The organism is Gemmatimonadota bacterium (genome assembly GCA_022560615.1).
GTDB lineage: Bacteria > Gemmatimonadota > Gemmatimonadetes > Longimicrobiales > Gaopeijiaceae > UBA1138.
In genome coordinates, this window is the sequence record JADFSR010000058.1 from 1 (window position 1) to 17,723 (window position 17,723).

The following is a 17,723-nucleotide window of genomic DNA, read 5'->3' on the forward strand; positions in this document are numbered from 1 at the left end:
TCCAAGTGGGTCGGAGACGCCAGGCAGGTTGGACATACCGGATGAGTCGAAGACACTCGCCTCGCCGAGCCGGACGTTCACGTTCCAGCCGGCTAGCGACGACTTCAGAGCATCGACGGTCGTGATGCCATCGTGCAGGATGCCCGCTACGAGCGCTGCCGAAGCGTGGCCCTCGATGAAGGCGTCACGGAGGTGTCCACCACCGCGTGCGCGGCGACCCAGCTTCCCGAGTCGAGAACCTCGACGATCGTGGGGCCCGACAGTCCGGGGATGACCCGACGGACTTCGTCGAGCTTGGCGCGCGGCACGTTGGCCATCAGGTATCGCTTCTCCTGTGCACGCAGCACCGACTCGATCGCTGTGGCCAGGTCGTGGATCGCGTCCCGTTTCGCGTGGTGGGTGAGCGATTCCTGTCGAGCGATCAGGTGAGCGGACGAGTTGAGGATCGTGTCGATCTCCCTGAGCCCGTTCACGCGCAGCGTCGAGCCGGTGGAGGTCAGATCCACGATGACGTCCGCTATGCCCAAGTGCGGCGCGATCTCCGTCGAGCCCGAGACCCGCGCGATCTCGATAGGGATGCCGAGCGCCTCGAAGTATCGAGACGCTACACGAGGGAACGACGTGGCGACCCGCGTGCCGGCGGGCAGGTCCGTCGCGCTGGTCGCGATCGAATCGTCGCGTACTGCCACGACCAGCCGACAACGGCCGAAGCCGAGATCGAGCACGTGCTCGACGTTCCGGCCGCTCTCCTCTACGAGGTCGAGGCCCGTGACTCCGAGGTCGGCGGCTCCATCGGCGAGGTACTCCGGGACATCTGCAGCGCGCACGAAGATCGCCTGGAAGTCATCGCCCAGGGACGCCACGAGCGCCCGGTCTACCCTGAACGCGGGTTTGAGGCCAGCTTGCTCGAAGAGTTGAAGCGCGCGCTCGGAGAGGCGCCCTTTGTTCGGCAGCGCGATGCGGATGCGTTGATCTGTTTGAGCTAGAGCCACGGTTCGTCTCCACAAAAAAACCGCGGCCCGTCCGAGACGGGCCGCGGTGGCTTGTTGCTTCCTGGATCTACGTCCTAGGTACGCACCAATCCTCCGCAGCCCGCGAGGGCGGCGTGATGATGATGGTGCGCGACGTGGATCATGTTCTTCATGGTCCGGCAAAGCTGTCCGGGCCCCGAGCGGGCGTCAAGATCTGTTGGGTGTGGACGTCGGTGATATCGTTCGGCATGAACGACCCCATCCGCATTCGCGGAGCTCGCCAGCACAACCTCAAGGGCTTCGACCTGGACATCCCCAGGCGACAGCTCACGGTGATCACCGGTCCGTCCGGGTCTGGTAAGAGCTCGCTCGCGCTCGACACGCTCTTCGCCGAGGGTCAGCGCCGGTATGTGGAGTCACTTTCCACGTATGCCAAGCAGTTTCTCGAGCGGATGGAGAAGCCGGATGTGGATTCCGTGGAGGGCATCTCGCCGGCAGTCGCAATCGAGCAAAAAAACCCGACCAAGTCGAGCCGGTCCACCGTAGGCACCGCGACCGAGGTCTACGACTATCTGCGTCTGCTCTGGTCGCGCGTAGGGCGGACGCACTGTCCCGAGTGCGACCGGCAGGTCCGTCCCGACACCGTCAGCGAAGCCGTCGACCGCGTCTTGGAGCTGCCCGAGGGAACACGCATCCAGGTCACCTTCCCACTTCCGCGGAGCGGGCAGGTCACGCATGCACTCATTGTCTCGAACTTGCGCGCGATGGGTTTCGTGCGTCTGCTCGCAGACGGGACATCGCTGGATATCTCCGGGGGTGACGCCGTCGATGCCGAGATACTCGGAGTGGACCTCACCACGGCCCGGGACTTGCTCGTCGTCGTCGACCGACTCAAGGTCGCGAGCAACGCGTCGGACCGCCTCGCCGACTCGCTCGGGCTCTGCTTCGTCGAGGGAGAGGGAGATTCGATCGTGGTCGCTACGGGCGAGGGACCGGAAAACCGGCTTCTCTTCACCGAGCACTTTCGCTGTCCGGATCACCCCGAAGTCACTTTCCTGGATCCGACTCCGCAACTGTTCTCGTTCAACAGCCCGTATGGCACGTGCAAGCTGTGCACGGGTTTTGGGGCCACGCTCGACTACGATCCCGATCTGGTGGTACCGAACCCTGGCCGCTCGCTGGGTGACGGCGCGGTCGATCCCTGGTCGAAGCCACGCTATCGGCGCGCCCGTGACCGGTTGAGGGATTTCGCGCTCGATGAGAACGTCTCCTACTACTCACCCTGGGAGGAATTACCGGAGAAGTTCAGAGAGGCTGTGCTGTACGGTAGCAGCGTCTTCAACGGTGTGATTCCGTTTCTCGTCTCGAAGGAGAACAAGCGGTACAAGCAGTACATTCGCGTCTTCTTGCGACAGTACCAGAGTCCGAAGGACTGTCGAGAGTGCGGGGGTGCCCGCATCCGGCCCGAAGCGCTTCTGGTGCGCATCGGAAAGCACACGATCTCTCAGGTCGCGGACATGCCACTCGAGGAGTTCGGTCCGTGGCTCGAGCGGCTCGAGCTCAGCGAGATGGAGGCCCAGATCGCCGAGACGATTGTCCGCGAACTTCGCTCGCGTGTCGCATTCCTCGCCGAAGTCGGCCTCGGATACCTCACGCTCAGCCGACAGATGCGCACGCTGTCCGGCGGGGAGGCGCAGCGCATCAACCTCGCGAACTCGCTCGGCGCAGCTCTGGTGGACACTCTGTACGTGCTCGACGAGCCGACGATCGGGCTCCATCCCAAGGACACCGGAGCACTGCTCGGCCTGCTTGAGAAACTCCGCGCGGCGGGCAACACGGTCGTGGTGGTCGAGCACGATTCGCAGGCGATTCTTTCAGCGGACCACGTCGTCGAGCTCGGACCAGGCTCGGGAGAGCAGGGCGGGCAGGTGGTGTATGAGGGGTCGCCGGAGGGGCTGAAGGCCGAGGATACCGCTACGGGGAGGTATCTGTCGGGGCGTTCCTCCGTCCCGCTACCCGAAAAGGCCCGCCCGGTGGACGGAGCGTGCCTCACGCTGAGGGGGGCACGGCTCCACAACCTGCGTGGCGTGGATGTGGACATTCCGCTGGGTACGCTCACGGTGGTCACGGGAGTCTCGGGTTCCGGGAAGTCCACGCTCGTTCACGACGTGCTCTTCCGCGCCGCAGAGCGGGAGCTCGGCGGGGAGACGTCGGCGAAGGAGCACCTCGGCGAGCTCGTGGGGGAGTACGAGGCGCTGGAGGGACTCAGCCATCTCGACGCTGTGGTGCTCGTCGATCAGTCTCCCATCGGAAGAACCCCCCGCTCGAACCCGGTGACGTACATCAAGGCGTGGGATGAGGTCCGGAAGCTCTTCGCCGCCCAACCCATCGCGAGGCAGCGCGGCTACGGTCCGGGCCACTTCAGCTTCAACGTCACCGGCGGTCGGTGTGAGCACTGCAAGGGCGCCGGCAAGGTCGAGATCGAGATGGTCTTCATGGCTGACGTATTCGTGCCGTGCGAGGACTGCGGCGGTACGCGATACGGCAGGGAGATCCTCGATGTGAAGGTGCGCGGCAAGCACATCTCAGAGGTGCTCGAGCTCACCGTTGACGAGGCGATTCGTTTCTTCATCCGCGAGCGCAAGCTCGGCAAGAAGCTCTGGCAGCTCCAGCAGGTCGGACTCGGGTACCTTCGCTTGGGCCAGGCCGCGACCACGCTCTCTGGCGGAGAAGCGCAGCGGCTGAAGGTCGCGCGGGAGTTCGCTGGCGCGGCCGGCAAGAAGGGGCGGAAGCTGTACATCCTCGACGAGCCAACGACCGGACTCTCGGGCGAGGATGTGAGCAAGCTGCTGTCCGTGCTCTACCGCCTGATCGATGCCGGTAACACCGTGCTGGTCATCGAGCACAATCTCGACGTCATCAAGGTCGCCGACTGGGTGATCGACCTGGGCCCGGGCGCTGGTGGAAGGGGTGGTGCGGTCGTTGCCATGGGAAGGCCCGAGACCGTCGCGAGCGTGCCGGAAAGCGTGACCGGGAGGTATTTGGCCGAGGTGCTCTAGACCGTCGCTACGCTTACGCCCATGATAGCTCCTCCACCCCTCTCGGTGCTGCTCCCGGTCCGGGACGGTGCCGAGCATCTCGACAAGGCGATCGAATCGATCGAAGAGCAGTCCTTCATCGAATTCGAGGTTCTCGCCGTCGACGACGGCTCGACGGACGATACCTACGAGAAGTTGCGGGCGTGGGCTTCACGTGATGCGCGCGTGACCGTGATTCAGCAGGCCCCTCAGGGCATCGTTGCGGCTCTCGAGGCCGGCCGTACGGTTGCGCGCGGACGATACCTTGCTCGCATGGACGCGGACGACGTGTCGGCGCGGACGCGGTTCGCCCGTCAATACGAGTGGATGGAGTCTGAACCCAAGCTCTCGCTTTGCGGATGCCGGGTAGAGTACTTCCCTCGTGAGCATGTCCGTGGCGGAGCGCTCTGGTACGAGGCGTGGATAAACTCGACCTCGACGCGGGAGGAGGTGGCCCGTGAGATCTTCGTCGAGTGCCCGATCGCGCATCCGACGTTCTTCATGCGGGCGGAGGCGGTCGCGGCCGTCGGAGGGTATCGGGACCGCGGGTGGCCGGAGGACTATGACCTCGTCTTCCGGCTGTGGCGCGCCGGAGGGGGCCTGGGCGTGGTTCCTGAGACTCTCTTGAGTTGGCGTGAGGGGGAGAATCGGCTGTCCCGGACAGATCCCACGTACTCCCCGGATGCTTTCCGGCGCTGCAAGGTGCACTACCTGCTCGAGGCTTTTCCCGAGGTGCTCGACGGTGCCTTGATCTGGGGTGCCGGACCGGTGGGCAAGGCTCTCGCCAAAGAGCTCGTGGAACGAGGCGCGAGGTTCACCGCGTTCGCCGAAGTCGACCCACGGAAAATCGGCCAGCGAATACACGGTGTCCCAGTCCTGGATACAGCGCGGGCACTGGCCGAACGGGGTGTTTTTCACCTCGGCGCCGTTGGCCAGAAGGGCGCGCGAGACCAGCTGCGGAGCCTGCTGACCGAGGGTGGTCTGCAAGAGCTGAAGTCTTTCGTCGTAGTTGCGTGATTCGGGTAGCAAAAAGCGTTATTTTTCATAGTCTCGGGAGGAAGCGCCCCGAGCGCCCTCAGGAGACTTAAGCAGAGCCTCACAGGAGCGAGCGCTTGCCCGACGTTCTTCACCCCTCCGAGCCCTCCATGACCGTAGGCCCCGACCGCTAGTGCGGCGGACGGCGCCAATACTTGCGGCCGGGCTCGTGGTGCTGGGTCTGCAGCTATCGACGAAGGCGGCCTCCCTGACGGCAGTCCGGCTGGGCTCTGGCTTTCGGGCCGTCGTCGACGGATTCGGGACACGGAGCGACTGAAGAGGCGAAAAGTGCATCGCATGCTCTCGACGTTCATGGACAGAGGGTCATGAGGCGTCGCTGCAGGGCGTGCAAATGGACCGGCCTCTCGGTGCGGTAGTGAGGCAGCTTTAAGTCGGCGCGAGCCGGCGGATCGAACCCTTGGAAGGACGGACCCATGAGTGACGAGCTCGAGCTCGTAGGCGGAGACGAAGGAGACGGCGGCGGGGGCGAGAAGGTTCTATCGCGCCTGCTCGAGGACGAGATGCGCGAATCGTTCATCGACTACTCGATGAGCGTGATCGTACAGCGCGCGCTCCCTGACGTGAGGGACGGTCTCAAGCCGGTTCACCGCCGCATCCTCTACGCGATGGGCGAGATCGGCCTGAGTCCCGGGCGCGCATACAAGAAGAGCGCAACGGTCGTCGGTGACGTCCTGGGTAAGTACCACCCGCACGGGGACTCGTCTGTCTACGACTCGATGGTGCGCATGGTGCAGGACTTCTCCCTGCGCTATCCGCTCGTCGACGGCCAGGGCAACTTCGGTTCGGTCGACGGCGACTCCGCGGCAGCGTACCGGTACACCGAGGCGCGCCTCACTCATTTGGCGATGGAGCTCCTGGCCGACATCGACAAGGAAACCGTCGCCTACAGGCCGAATTTCGACGGCAGCAGGAACGAGCCGACCGTCCTCCCGGCGCGAATCCCCAACCTGCTCATCAATGGCTCGTCGGGTATCGCCGTCGGTATGGCGACCAACATCCCTCCGCACAACCTGCGTGAGGTCGTCGAAGCGTCGATCGCGATGATCGACGACCCCGATCTTCCACAAGAGGAGCTCGAGCGGATCATCCAGGGCCCGGACTTCCCGACGGGCGGTTTCATCTGCGGGCGGGAGGGCATCCGAGACGCGTATCGCACGGGTCGAGGCAGGATCATCATGCGCGCGCGGGCCGAGATCGAGCCGATCGACGCGAACAACGAACGCATCGTCGTCACCGAGCTCCCGTTCATGGTCAACAAGGCCCGGCTCGTAGAGCAGATCGCGCAGCTGGTTCGAGACAAGAAGCTGCCCGACATCCGCGACATGCGGGACGAGTCCGATCGCGACGGCATGCGCATCGTGATCGAGCTGAAGAGGGACTCCGTGCCCCAGGTGGTTCTCAACCAGCTGTATAGGCACACGCAGATGCAGTCGACGTTCGGAACGATCCTGCTCGCGCTGGTCGATGGTCAGCCGCAGGTCATGCCGCTCCGCGAGATGATCCAGCACTTCTTGAACCACCGCCACAGGGTCATCGTGCGCCGGAGCGAGTTCGACCTCGCCAAAACGCTCGAGCGCGAGCACATCCTCGAGGGTCTGAAGATCGCGGTCGACCATATCGACCAGGTGATCAAGATCATCCGCGGCTCGACGGACACGGTGGCGGCCTCCGAGCAGTTGCGGGAGGCGTTCGAGTTGTCGGAGCGTCAGGTGAAGGCGATCCTGGACATGCGACTCGCGCGGCTCACCGGGCTCGAGATCAACAGGCTCGATGAAGAGCTCGGCGAAGTACGCGTCGTCATCAAGGAGCTGCGCGAGATCTTGGAGTCCGAAGCGCGGCGTATGGAGATCCTCAAGGAAGAGCTGCGCACGGTCTCGGACAAGTTCGGCGACGACCGTCGGACCGAGATTATCGAAGCGGTCGGCTCGTTCGATGTCGAGGACCTCATCGTCGAGGAGGACATGGTCCTCACGGTCTCCCATCAGGGCTACGTGAAGCGTCTTGCGCTCGACACGTACCGGGCGCAGCGCCGTGGTGGCCGAGGCCTGCGCGGCATGGATACCAAGGACGAGGACTGGGTTGAACACCTCTTCGTGGCGTCCACGCACGACTACGTCATGATCTTCACGCGCCGCGGCCAATGCTACTGGATCAAAGTGTGGGAGATACCGATCGGCGGCCGGACCGCGCGCGGAAAGCCCATCGTCAACCTGCTCAACCTCGCCGACGATGAGGCGATCGCATCCATAGTGCCGGTACGCGAGTTCTCGGAGGACAGGAACCTCCTGTTCTCCACCCGCCTGGGCGTCGTGAAGAAGAGCGCCCTATCCGCGTACGGGAACGTCCGCGCGGTGGGCCTCAACGCGATCAACATCCGCGAAGGCGATGAGCTGATCGACGTGCAGATCACGTCGGGTGACGACGAGATCATTCTCGCGAGTCGCGGTGGCATGGCGATCCGGTTCAACGAGCGCGACGCGCGTCAGATGGGGCGTGCCACCGCCGGCGTGCGCGGGCTGAAGCTTCGCGACGACGACGTGGTCATGGGAATGGTCGTGGTCCGTCCCGACTCGACACTTCTGGTCGTCTCCGAGAACGGCATGGGGAAGAGGACCAACGTAGACGCGTACCGCCTGCAAAAGCGTGGCGGCAAGGGGGTGATCAACCTCAAGACGTCACAAAAGACGGGGCAGGTCGTCGCGATCAAGGCGGTCCAAGAGGACGAACAGCTCATGGTGATCACGAAAGCCGGTGTCGTGAACCGACAGCGGGTCGCCGAGATTTCGCTCATCGGCCGGGCGACACAGGGCGTGAAGCTCGTGAACCTAGACAAGGGCGATATCGTGGTCGATGTCGCGCGTATCGTCATTGAGGACGAGGAGAACGGCGAGAACGGCGAGAACGAAAAGAACGAAAAGAATGGGGAGAATGAAGGCGAGTTTTCCGCCGAGGGTGGGGTGGGCGACGAGAGCGAGAATGCGGAGTGAGCGACGTGGTGCAGGGCGAGGGGCTCGTCGGCCTGACAGAGATCGAGGCCGCGGCGCGCCGTCTTGCCGGCGTCGCAGTATTGACCCCCCTGCTGCCGGCGGACGCGCTCTCCGACGCCACCGGCGCCCAGGTGCGCCTCAAATGTGAGAACCTGCAACGTGAGGGATCGTTCAAGATCCGAGGCGCCCACAACTTCGTGTCGCAACTCTCTGACGATCAGGTCTCGTCGGGCATTATCACGTACTCCTCGGGCAACCATGCCCAGGCCGTGGCGCTCGCGGGCAAGCTCCGGGGCGTGCACGTCGTCGTGGTCATGCCCACGACCGCGCCCAAGGTCAAGCGAGACGGCGTCGAGCGGCTCGGGGCCGAGATCGAATACGAGGGCACGACCTCCGTCGAGCGAATGGCGCGCGCGGAAGCGATTGCCGAGGAGCGAGGTCTGGTCATCGTCCCGCCCTTCGACCACCGGCACATCATTGCCGGACAGGGAACGGTCGGCCTCGAGATCGCGCGGGAGTGGCCCGATGTCGATTTGGTGTTGGTGCCCATCGGCGGCGGAGGACTCGCGAGCGGGATCGCGGCATCGGTGAAGAGGCTGCTACCGAGTGCGCAGGTCGTCGGTGTGGAGCCAAAGGGAGCCGCTTCGATGCGCAAGGCACTCGACGAGGGTCATCCCGCGATACTCGAGGAGATCGACACGATTGCGGACGGTCTGGCTCCCGTGATCGCCGGCGAGCTGACGTACGAGCACGCGCGCGACCTGATGGACGATGTCGTCACCGTCGACGACGATGCGATTCGGGAAGCTGCCTCGTGGCTCCTGAGCCGCCGAAAACTCGTCGTCGAGTACTCCGGGGCGGCGACGACCGCAGCGCTACTCTCCAAGGCAGTCGACGCGAAGGGCCGCGCCGTCGCGGTGGTGGTCAGCGGCGGCAACTTGGATCCGAGCCTACTGGCCGGTCTGGCCTGAGTTAGAAGGCTGTTGAAGAAGTACAGTGGGCCGCGCGCATGGCGCTTGCGCGCGTTCAGGCAAGGAACGACGAGGAGTCGTAGCCTAGCTACGGCGACGAGGAGAGACGATGGATCAACCGCGCAACCGTCATGCGCCCAACACCATGGCTGATATGAACAAACGAGTGTGTGGGTTGGGGTGGCACGGCTCCATCTCCGTCGTTGGGGCTCCTAGCCGTAGCGACGGCTATGGCGTCGTCGCGCCGCCTAGGATCTGGAGCCGTGGCATCCCCAACGCGGCCCGCTGTACTTCTTCAACAGCCTTCTAGTGCGCCGGGTCGTTCTTTTCGACATCGACGGTACGCTCATCTCGGGCGGACCGGCGAAGGATGCGTTCTGCGAGGCGATGCTCGAGACGTTCGGGACGATCGGAGACGTCGAGGGCGTGAGCTTCGCGGGCAAGACCGATCCGCTGATTGCGCGGGAGCTCTTGGCCGGCGTCGGCTGCGACCGCGCCCGAGTCGAGTCGCGCCTGCCGGACCTATTCCGTCGTTACCTCGAGAAGCTCGAGGTCCAGTTGGTGGACCGTCCGGTGGACGTGCTCCCGGGTGTCGCCGAGCTGCTCGCGGCGCTCAGCGAGATGGAGGACATCGGCGTCGCATTGCTCACCGGTAACATCGTGGGGGGCGCCGAGCTCAAGCTCCGGTCGGCCGCATTGTGGGGCCACTTCGAACTCGGCAGTTATGGCTCCGACCACGAGGAGCGAGACGAACTTCCCGCCATTGCGCTCGAGCGTGCACGGCGTGCCTGGCGCGAGAGCATCGAGCCGAGTGATGCGATCGTCATCGGCGACACCCCTCGGGACGTTGCGTGCGGGCAGCGTGAGGGCACACGGACGCTCGCCGTCGCGACAGGTCACTTCAGCTTCCGGCAGCTCGCGGAAACGGGTGCGGACCACGTGCTCGAGGATCTCTCCGCCACGGACCAGGTCCTCGCTTTGCTGACTGCCTGAGCCTGACCGTCACCCCCATCGCTTGATCCCGCCCCGCCGCGGAAACATCTTGAAGGCCCATACCGAGCCCACCACCGCGCGGGCGGTCCGCATCGGAGTAGGCTGTGTCTAGAAGCGAAGAACGGAGAAAGGCCCGTGAGCGGGGCGGCTCCGACATGACCAAGTTCTATGTGATCCTGGGTGTCGTAGCGGTCGTCGGGATCGGCGCCGTTGGCTATTCCCTCGGTAGCTCGGCACTCGGCGCGGCGGCGATGGAGCCGATCGAGGTCGAGGGCCTGGATGACATGACCGTTCTGGCCGAAATGGCTCAGGGCGCCACCAAGGGTGACGATGACGCGCCGATCACCATCATCGAGTTCGGTGACTATGCGTGTCCGGCCTGCGGGAGTTTTGCGCTGAGCGTGAAGCCTCAGATCGAGCTGCTGCTGCTCGAGACCGGGAAGGCCAAGTTCGTCTATTATGACTTCCCGATCACGACGATTCACCCGACCGCGTTCCTCGCCGCGCGCAGCGCGCGTTGCGCCCAGGATCAAGACAAGTTCTGGGAGTACCACGACGCGCTCTTCCGTAACCAGACATCGTGGCGGCTGGAAGCGAGCCCCATTTCAAAGTTCATGGGTTTCGGTGAGGACGTGGGGCTGTACGGTGACGACTTCGAGGAGTGCGTGAAGAGCGACCGCCACGCCGAGCTCGTCTCGGCCAACATGCGGCTCGCATACGAGCTTGGCGTCAACGGGACGCCGACGGTCATGGTCCAGGGGATGGTCCAGGGGAAGGTCAGGACGGTGCAGGTGCCCAGCAACGACTTCCGTGGCATCCAAGCCGCGATGGACCAGATCGCTGATTCCGTGGACGCCGGCGGGGCCAACTAACACGTCCGGAGCAAGCGTGAGCGACGAAGCTGGGAACATGGGCGGCGCGGCCACAGCCGCGCCGCCCATGAATCGTATGATGGTGGCGGTGCTGGCGTTGGGGGGCTTCTTCGTGGCGCTCTACCTCTTCGCCCACAACCTGGGGCTGGGCGGCCCCATCGTGTGTGGTGTGGGCGACTGTGCCACGGTGCAGTCCAGCCAGTACGCCACGCTCGGGCCGGTCCCCGTCTCCTTCATAGGGGTCCTGGGCTACGTCGCGCTTCTCGCACTTTCCTTCGTGGGTCTACGACCGAACCACCGTGAATCGCGCATGATCGGCGGACTCCTGTTGGCGGGTTCGTTGGGGGGCGGCCTCTTCTCCGCATACCTGACGTACCTGGAGGCGTTCGTCATCGAGGCATGGTGTCAATACTGCGTGGTCTCCGCGATCATCATCACGCTGATCTTCTTCGCATCGATTCCGGAGGTGGCGCGACTCAGAGAGGGTAGCTCGTGAGCAAGGGCACGGGTACGGCGAAGGTGCGGCTGGTGTTGGTCGACGAGGGCTCCTTCCACCACGAGGAGATCGAGATCCCGTCCGCGTCGCTCGAAGGCTACGACCGGCTGATCGACTGCTTGCGTGAAGACCCGGTGGTGCTCAAGCGAGTTCATGTGGACGTGGCTCGGCTGTGTGCGGCGTACCGGATCGACGCCTAGCCGTCGAAGCTCGCCCGCTCCAGCGTCCACTCCCGTACCACGGCGGGTGGCCACGAACCGTCTCGCGCCTGAGCCAGTAGCCCCTCCGCCTCCTCGCGCGCCCGACGCGCGGTGTCTCTGTCCACCAGACCGCGTCCCACTGCTTCGTCGAACTGATCCTCGTCGAGAAGCTGGACAGTCCCGTCAGCAGAAACCCAGACGTCGAGGTACAGATCCGTGGTGTGCCAAACTCGCCCGTCGATCTCCGGCGGTGTGAGCACGTTCGCGTAGAAGCCCGTGAAAGTGCCGTCGGCGAGGTGGAAGCGGCCGACGTCGTGCCACGCGCCGGGGAAGGTGAACCAAACGACAGAGGAGCCCGTCTCGAGCGCGATGTCACCGTCGATGCGCATGGGAGGATCGAACTCCATCGCTTCCGAAAGGGTCACGATGACGTCGTCGCGCTCCAGCACCACGGTTTGATCGAAGATCTGTTCTCGATCCGGCGGGCGCCGGTAGTGAATACGGACGCGGGGACGCTCGGTCACCCGGCCTTCTAGAGAGGCTTGCTCGAGGAGCGGCCGTCCACCGCCTCGAGAAAGATATCCATGACGCCGCCACACACCGCGGGACTCCATGAGACGAAGTCGTCCGTGAGCTCGACCCTGACGCGACGGGGGATACCCGTCTCCAGGACCTCGTGCGCCGCCTCGATCACTTCTGCCTCACCGCAGCCACCGCCGACGGTCCCGACCAAACCGGTCTCAGGGTCGACGAGCATGCGCGCACCGACCTTGCGAGGTGTGGAGCCTTTCGTGCCCACGATCGTGGCGAGCGCGCACCGTCGCCCCGCCTCGCGGGCCGTCTGCAGCGCCTCGGTCAGCAACCTGTCGTCGTCGTGCGTCATCTCTCTTCGTCTCTGTCAGGGAAGAAGCGCTCTGCTACCCGCTCCACCTCCTTGAGCGAGGCTCCGGTGCCTCCCCTCCGTACCTTCACCAGTTCAGCCACAACCGAGACCGCGATCTCTTCGGGCGTTTCCGCGCCGATATCGAGACCGACCGGCGCGTGGATTCGATCCAGTTGTTCACGGTCGAACCCCTCGTCGAGCAGCTGCACGTACGTCGCGCGAACACGCCGCCGACTCCCGATCATACCGATGTACGCGGGAGGCGGATCCACGCGCAGAGCGCGCACGAGGCACGCATAGTCGTACTTGTGGCCGCGCGTGACCAGCAGGACGTGCGAGCGCTCGTGTAGCTTGGCGTCTCTGAATGGATCATCGAAGTCGGCCTGAAACACGTGCTCGGCGTCCGGAAAGCGCTCGCGGGTCGCGAAGTCGGGTCGGTCATCGAGCACCGAGACTCGGAAACCGAGCAACGCGCCCATATGCGCCAGTGGCTGGGCGATGTGGCCGGCTCCAACGATGATCAGCTCCTGGACGGGCCTGCGCACCTCGAGGTAGAGCTCGAGCACGGCGCCCTCGACCGTCAGTTCATGCAGCCCGTCGGAGCCCCTCGGGTTCGCGAGGACCTCCTTCATCAGAGATATCGCCGCGTCATCGAGCAGAGCGCTGCCCAGCGAGCCGTGGAGCTTGGGCTCAGCGCCCGCGCCCTCGATCCATGCGACCCGGGCTGCGTCTGGCGCGTCGGAGCTCCCACCGACGAGGATTGCGACCACTCCGCGGCCGCCCTGCTCAGCCGTCTCGACCAACAGTGTCGCGGCGTCCGCGGGGTGCAGTGTCACGGCGCGTGAACCGAGCCCAAGAGCATTGCCACGTATTGAGCCGGTGTGTCGATATCCAATCGGATCCCGGGGTCGTCCACCGCGACCAGCTCGGCGCGGTCCAGGTGTCTGCGCACGACCGTGCGTGCCCCGCCGTCCAGCGTGGGATCCATGAGCTCGCGGAACAGGCTCTCGCGGAAGAAGCTCGGATGGCCTCGCTCGCCCTCGTACGTGGGAATCACGAGAGGCGCGTCCGTCGATCGCGCGGCGTCCAGTAGCGTCGCAACCGTCTCGGCACGAACGCATGGATGGTCGACAGCGAGGTAGATCACTCCCTCCACGGAGCCTTCCAACTCCGCCAGCGCGAGCCGCATCGATGTGATGGGCCCCTCACCGGGATGTGGGTTCGTGAGCACGCGCGCCCCCGTGGCGCGTGCGGCTTCCGCGATCACTGGGTCATCCGGCACGACGGACAGCACGGGCTCGCACCCGCCGGCGCTCAAGGCATCGACTACGGCTTGTACAAAGGTCCTGCCGCGCATCGAGAGCAGTGCCTTGGGCTTGCCCATGCGAGCGGAGCCTCCCGCGCAGGGCACGATGCCCCCGATCACGTGCTGAAGGCCTCGTAGAACGTGCGATCACTGTTCGCTAATTCGACCAGAAGGTCCGCTGGCGCGAACCGCTCTCCATGCGCCTGCTCGAGCTTGCGTGTGCGGTCGAGCACCCCCTTCGGGTGTAGCGAGTCCGCGAAGCGAAGCAATCCGCCGCGGAACGGTGGAAAGCCCGTGCCCATGATCATCGCGAGATCGACCTCTGCCGCGGTGCGGACGATGCCCTGGTCGAGCGCCCGCGCGGCTTCATTGATCATCTGTACGACGAGCCGCGCACGAATGTCCCGATCACGAAGCTTGCGTCGCTCGTTGGGCACCGCTGCTCCGAGCTCTGCATATACCGATTCGTCGACCCGCTTCCGGCGTCCCTTTTCGTACAGGTAGAAGCCCCGGCCTCCTTTTCTGCCAAGCCGCTCGGTCTTGCCAAGCGCTACGAGCGCGGGGGAGGGAGCCAGGCGATCTCCGAGACCTTTGTGCAGAGCGGCGCCCGCGTGGGCCGAGACGTCGATGCCCACTTCGTCGATGAGCCGCAGCGGGCCCATCGGCATGCCGAACCGCTTCGCCTGGGCGTCGATCTGTCGGATGCTCGCCCCGTCTCCCAGAAGGAAGCCGGCCTCGTTCAGGTAGGGGCCCAGGATTCGATTCACAAGGAAACCCGGCCCGTCACCGACAACGACGGGGACCTTGCCGAGCTCGAGTGCGAAAGCATAGACGGTCGCGATCGAGACGGCGTCTGACGCGGATCCTCGGATGACCTCCACGAGCGGCATCCGGTGCACGGGGTTGAAGAAGTGCATGCCGCAGAACCGCTCTGGACGTTCGAGCGCGCTCGCCATCTCATCCACGGAGAGCGACGACGTGTTCGTCGCGAGGACGCAGGCCTCGTCCACATTCTGCTCGGTTTCTCGCAGTACCGCGTGCTTCACGTCCATGCGCTCGACTACGGCCTCCACAACGAGTTCTGCGGTGGAAAGACCGTGGTACTCGAGTCCGCCTGCGACCATCTCCATGCGCTGACGCGCCTCACGCGTCGAGAGCTTGCGGCGCTTGACCGCCTTGTCGAAGAGCTCGCGGGCGTGCTGGAGGCCGCCGGTTACCGCGTCGTGGCGGATGTCCTTCATGTAGACACGCACGTCGTTGTACGCGGCCAACTGCGCGATGCCGCCCCCCATGATGCCGGCTCCGAGCACGCCGAGGTTCCTCACCTCTCTGGGCGCGGCATCGCCACTCGTCACGCCGGTCCCCTTCCGAGCCGCTTCGCGCATGCGGAAGACGTGCACGAGGTTCTTGCTGACCGTAGATACGACCAACTCCGCTGCGAGGCGGGCCTCCGCCGACAGGCTCGCCTCGAGGGGCCCGGTCACGTGTTCGTCGAGGATGTCCAGGATGCGTAGCGGTGCCGGATAGTGCCCTCCCGTGCTCGACAGGACCTTCTTTCGGGCAGCCCGCAGTACGAGTTTGCGGCCCAGGGTGGTGCCGTCGAGGACACGCGTAACCAGCTTGGCTTTACGCCGGGACCCGGCGCGCGGCTGTCCAGGTGCCTTCAGCGCGAAGTCGCGGACCATCTCTTTGAAGATGTGCTCGGGATAAACCTCTCCGGCGAAGCCGATCCGCCGCGCCTTGCGGCTGTCGATCTGCTTTCCTGTGAGCAGCAAGTCGAGGGCGGCTTGCAGGCCGACGAGGCGGGGCAGGCGGGTCGTGCCGCCCCAAGCGGGCAGAATGCCGAGCATGACCTCGGGCAGGCCGATTTTTGTCTTCTTCGAATCGGACAGCACCCGATGCGTGCACGCAAGCGCCACCTCGACGCCGCCGCCCAAGCAGACCCCATGGATCGCCGCGACGGTCGGAACCGGGAGCGTCTCGACGTCCATGAAGATCGCTTGACCCAGCTGGATCTTCTGCTCGGCGTCCGAGGGATCCTCGAGTTCGGCGATCTGATCCACGTCGGCCCCGGCGATGAACGACCCGGACTTGCCGCTCCGGATCACGACCACCTTGACCCGGCCCTCTCGACCGGCCGCACGGGCACTGTCGAGCGTCTGGGCGAAGCGCCGCATGACGGGTTCCGCCAGAATGTTCAGGCTGCGTTCAGGATCGTCGAACGTGATCCATCCGATACCGTCGGAGTCGATCTCGAACGTCGGTGAGACGCTGGTTTTCGCCGCTACGCTCAAAGACTTCTCGCCGCTAGCGACCCTCCTAGAAGGAAGTTACCCAGGAACTTCCGCCTAGAGCTTGATGCGCTCGTCGGCATTCTCTCGAGTCAGCCGAACCTGGATGGGCTCGCCTCTCTCGACGGTGATCATGACGTTCCAGTACAGCTCCGTGTACACGAGCTCGTAGCGGGCGTATACCCAGTATTGGCCGGGTTTTACCTGGAGGTGCGTGCGCGCGACACCCATGGCGTCGGTGGTGTCGGTCGCTTCGTCGAGCCCGGATGCCTGGCGCTTGGCGAGGAAGATCTCACCCACCCCAATGAAAGCTTCGTCTCCCCAGTATTCCTGGAGGATGCGAACTGAGTCAGAAGCGCGAATCGTCCCCTGTTGCAACTCGGTGAACCGATCGAACGATCGGGTCATCTCCCGATCAACGTCTGTGAGCTCCGTGTCGAAATCATTCCACTCGCGGAAAAGGATGGTGTACCGGGACTCACCTCGACTGTACTGCTCGAGGGCGGTGTTCAGCTTCTGGAGCGTGTCCCGGATGGTATTCCAGCGAGTCTGCGACCGCTGCCACGCCTCCTGCGCAAGGCGGACCTCGTCACGGGCCGCGACCAGATCTTCGGGGATCGAGGGCTCGGGCGTACCGAACGCGGTGGTCATCGAGTCGAAGACCGCATCGCGATCATACGGAACAAGCCGAACCACGACTTCGGAGAGGGCACGCGTGATGGTGCCGTCCCCATCGGGGTTGTCGACATCGATCTCTATCGTCACCACCACCTCCCCCGGCCCACACGCTGCGGCGGCGAGAAGAAGGCTCATGGCAAACGGGAGTGCGCTACGCCTCATAGAAAAACTCCGTCCGTCTCAGTTCACTCGGGGAACAAGCGCCCGAAGGTACCGCGCGCGAAAACATGCATCAAGCTTCGGGGGACGAGAACCCCAGACAGTCCCCCCCCTGGCGTCGCCAGCTTCGAGCCTACGCATGGCTGGCTTCAGCGTGGAGAGCGAGCTCCGAGGTCCGGACCGAGCCTGAAGACCCGCGGCTCGCCGAGCGCGCGCAGGGCACGCGCCACCGCCTCGGGCGTGATCTCCCAAATGTCCTCGGCCACGTTGCGGCTCTCACCGTCGCGCATCAGATCCGACGTGATCCGGGCCACCGCGCGCTCGGGAGCTGCCTCGGTGAGGAGCCGGGCGGTGCGAAAGCGCCGCCGGTCCCATGTGAAGAAGTCACCTTCAGGTGGCTCCTCGATCAGGCTGGACACGACCTGCAGGATTTCTTGCTCGAACCGCTCGGACGCCTCTGGAGCCACAGCGGCCTCCACCGTGATCACCGCTCCGAGGGGCGCGTCTACCAAGCGCACTTCGATTCCGTATCGGTCCGGGTCGGGCGGGAGCGGGTCCAGTCGCCAGCGGATGAGGTGCGCGATGAACTCCAACGCGGTTCGAGGCACCGGACCCTCTACCGGGTACGCAACCGAGATCCAACTGCTGGTGACTTCCTGGGTGACGTTGAGCCGGGTGCCGACGGTCCACGCTGGTCCGTCGGGCGGAGAGGTCACGAGGTGGGGCGGCTGATCACGCATTAACGTGTTTTCGCCCAGGCACACTGCGGCGACCACCGAAGAT

General features: G+C 64.9%; 16 protein-coding genes. 8 read left to right on the plus strand and 8 right to left on the minus strand.

The genetic code is table 11. From position 1 onward, the window contains the following. Positions 1–146: 146 nt before the first annotated feature. On the minus strand, positions 147–965 hold the full coding sequence (locus IIB36_18830; GenBank protein ID MCH7533797.1) for an ATP phosphoribosyltransferase: 819 nt from the start codon (positions 963–965) through the stop codon (positions 147–149). 254 nt (positions 966–1,219) lie between these two features. Between IIB36_18830 and uvrA the strand changes: the two genes are divergently transcribed. The 8 genes from uvrA (at position 1,220) to IIB36_18870 (ending at position 11,623) form a co-directional block, all read left to right on the plus strand. Beyond that, positions 1,220–4,030 (plus strand): excinuclease ABC subunit UvrA, encoded by a 2,811-nt coding sequence (gene uvrA / locus IIB36_18835; protein MCH7533798.1) that lies wholly within the window; start codon positions 1,220–1,222, stop codon positions 4,028–4,030. Positions 4,031–4,051: 21 nt separating this feature from the next. Continuing rightward, positions 4,052–5,065 (plus strand): glycosyltransferase, encoded by a 1,014-nt coding sequence (locus IIB36_18840; protein ID MCH7533799.1) that lies wholly within the window; start codon positions 4,052–4,054, stop codon positions 5,063–5,065. Positions 5,066–5,517: 452 nt separating this feature from the next. Then, positions 5,518–8,091, plus strand: coding sequence for a DNA gyrase subunit A (gene gyrA / locus IIB36_18845; GenBank protein ID MCH7533800.1), 2,574 nt, complete (start codon positions 5,518–5,520; stop codon positions 8,089–8,091). Then, positions 8,088–9,062, plus strand: a complete 975-nt coding sequence (locus tag IIB36_18850) for a threonine/serine dehydratase (GenBank protein ID MCH7533801.1) — start codon at positions 8,088–8,090, stop codon at positions 9,060–9,062. The genes gyrA and IIB36_18850 overlap by 4 nt, the downstream gene beginning before the upstream one ends. Before the next feature lie 309 nt (positions 9,063–9,371). After that, on the plus strand, positions 9,372–10,055 hold the full coding sequence (locus tag IIB36_18855) for an HAD hydrolase-like protein (GenBank protein MCH7533802.1): 684 nt from the start codon (positions 9,372–9,374) through the stop codon (positions 10,053–10,055). A 104-nt stretch (positions 10,056–10,159) separates the two neighbouring features. Further along, a complete protein-coding gene (locus IIB36_18860; protein ID MCH7533803.1) occupies positions 10,160–10,927 on the plus strand; it encodes a DsbA family protein in 768 nt (255 codons plus the stop codon). A gap of 16 nt (positions 10,928–10,943) precedes the next feature. After that, positions 10,944–11,423, plus strand: coding sequence for a vitamin K epoxide reductase family protein (locus IIB36_18865; GenBank protein MCH7533804.1), 480 nt, complete (start codon positions 10,944–10,946; stop codon positions 11,421–11,423). After that, positions 11,420–11,623, plus strand: a complete 204-nt coding sequence (locus IIB36_18870; GenBank protein ID MCH7533805.1) for a hypothetical protein — start codon at positions 11,420–11,422, stop codon at positions 11,621–11,623. The genes IIB36_18865 and IIB36_18870 overlap by 4 nt, the downstream gene beginning before the upstream one ends. Here IIB36_18870 and IIB36_18875 read toward each other — a convergent pair. The 7 genes from IIB36_18875 to IIB36_18905 form a co-directional block, all read right to left on the minus strand. Further along, positions 11,620–12,147, minus strand: a complete 528-nt coding sequence (locus IIB36_18875; protein MCH7533806.1) for a DUF402 domain-containing protein — start codon at positions 12,145–12,147, stop codon at positions 11,620–11,622. The two genes, IIB36_18870 and IIB36_18875, sit on opposite strands and share 4 nt — an antisense overlap. A gap of 8 nt (positions 12,148–12,155) precedes the next feature. Beyond that, positions 12,156–12,506, minus strand: coding sequence for an XdhC family protein (locus IIB36_18880; GenBank protein MCH7533807.1), 351 nt, complete (start codon positions 12,504–12,506; stop codon positions 12,156–12,158). Continuing rightward, positions 12,503–13,342: an XdhC family protein gene (locus tag IIB36_18885; protein MCH7533808.1), complete on the minus strand. Its 840-nt coding sequence runs from the start codon at positions 13,340–13,342 to the stop codon at positions 12,503–12,505. The genes IIB36_18880 and IIB36_18885 overlap by 4 nt, the downstream gene beginning before the upstream one ends. Continuing rightward, positions 13,339–13,890 carry a nucleotidyltransferase family protein gene (locus IIB36_18890; protein ID MCH7533809.1) on the minus strand — a complete coding sequence of 184 codons (552 nt, stop codon included), beginning with the start codon at positions 13,888–13,890 and terminating at the stop codon, positions 13,339–13,341. The genes IIB36_18885 and IIB36_18890 overlap by 4 nt, the downstream gene beginning before the upstream one ends. Positions 13,891–13,928: 38 nt before the next feature. After that, positions 13,929–16,106: an enoyl-CoA hydratase/isomerase family protein gene (locus IIB36_18895; protein MCH7533810.1), complete on the minus strand. Its 2,178-nt coding sequence runs from the start codon at positions 16,104–16,106 to the stop codon at positions 13,929–13,931. Positions 16,107–16,160: 54 nt separating this feature from the next. After that, a complete protein-coding gene (locus IIB36_18900; protein MCH7533811.1) occupies positions 16,161–16,943 on the minus strand; it encodes a hypothetical protein in 783 nt (260 codons plus the stop codon). Positions 16,944–17,089: 146 nt separating this feature from the next. Next, a complete protein-coding gene (locus IIB36_18905) occupies positions 17,090–17,680 on the minus strand; it encodes a hypothetical protein (protein MCH7533812.1) in 591 nt (196 codons plus the stop codon). Positions 17,681–17,723 lie beyond the last annotated feature (43 nt).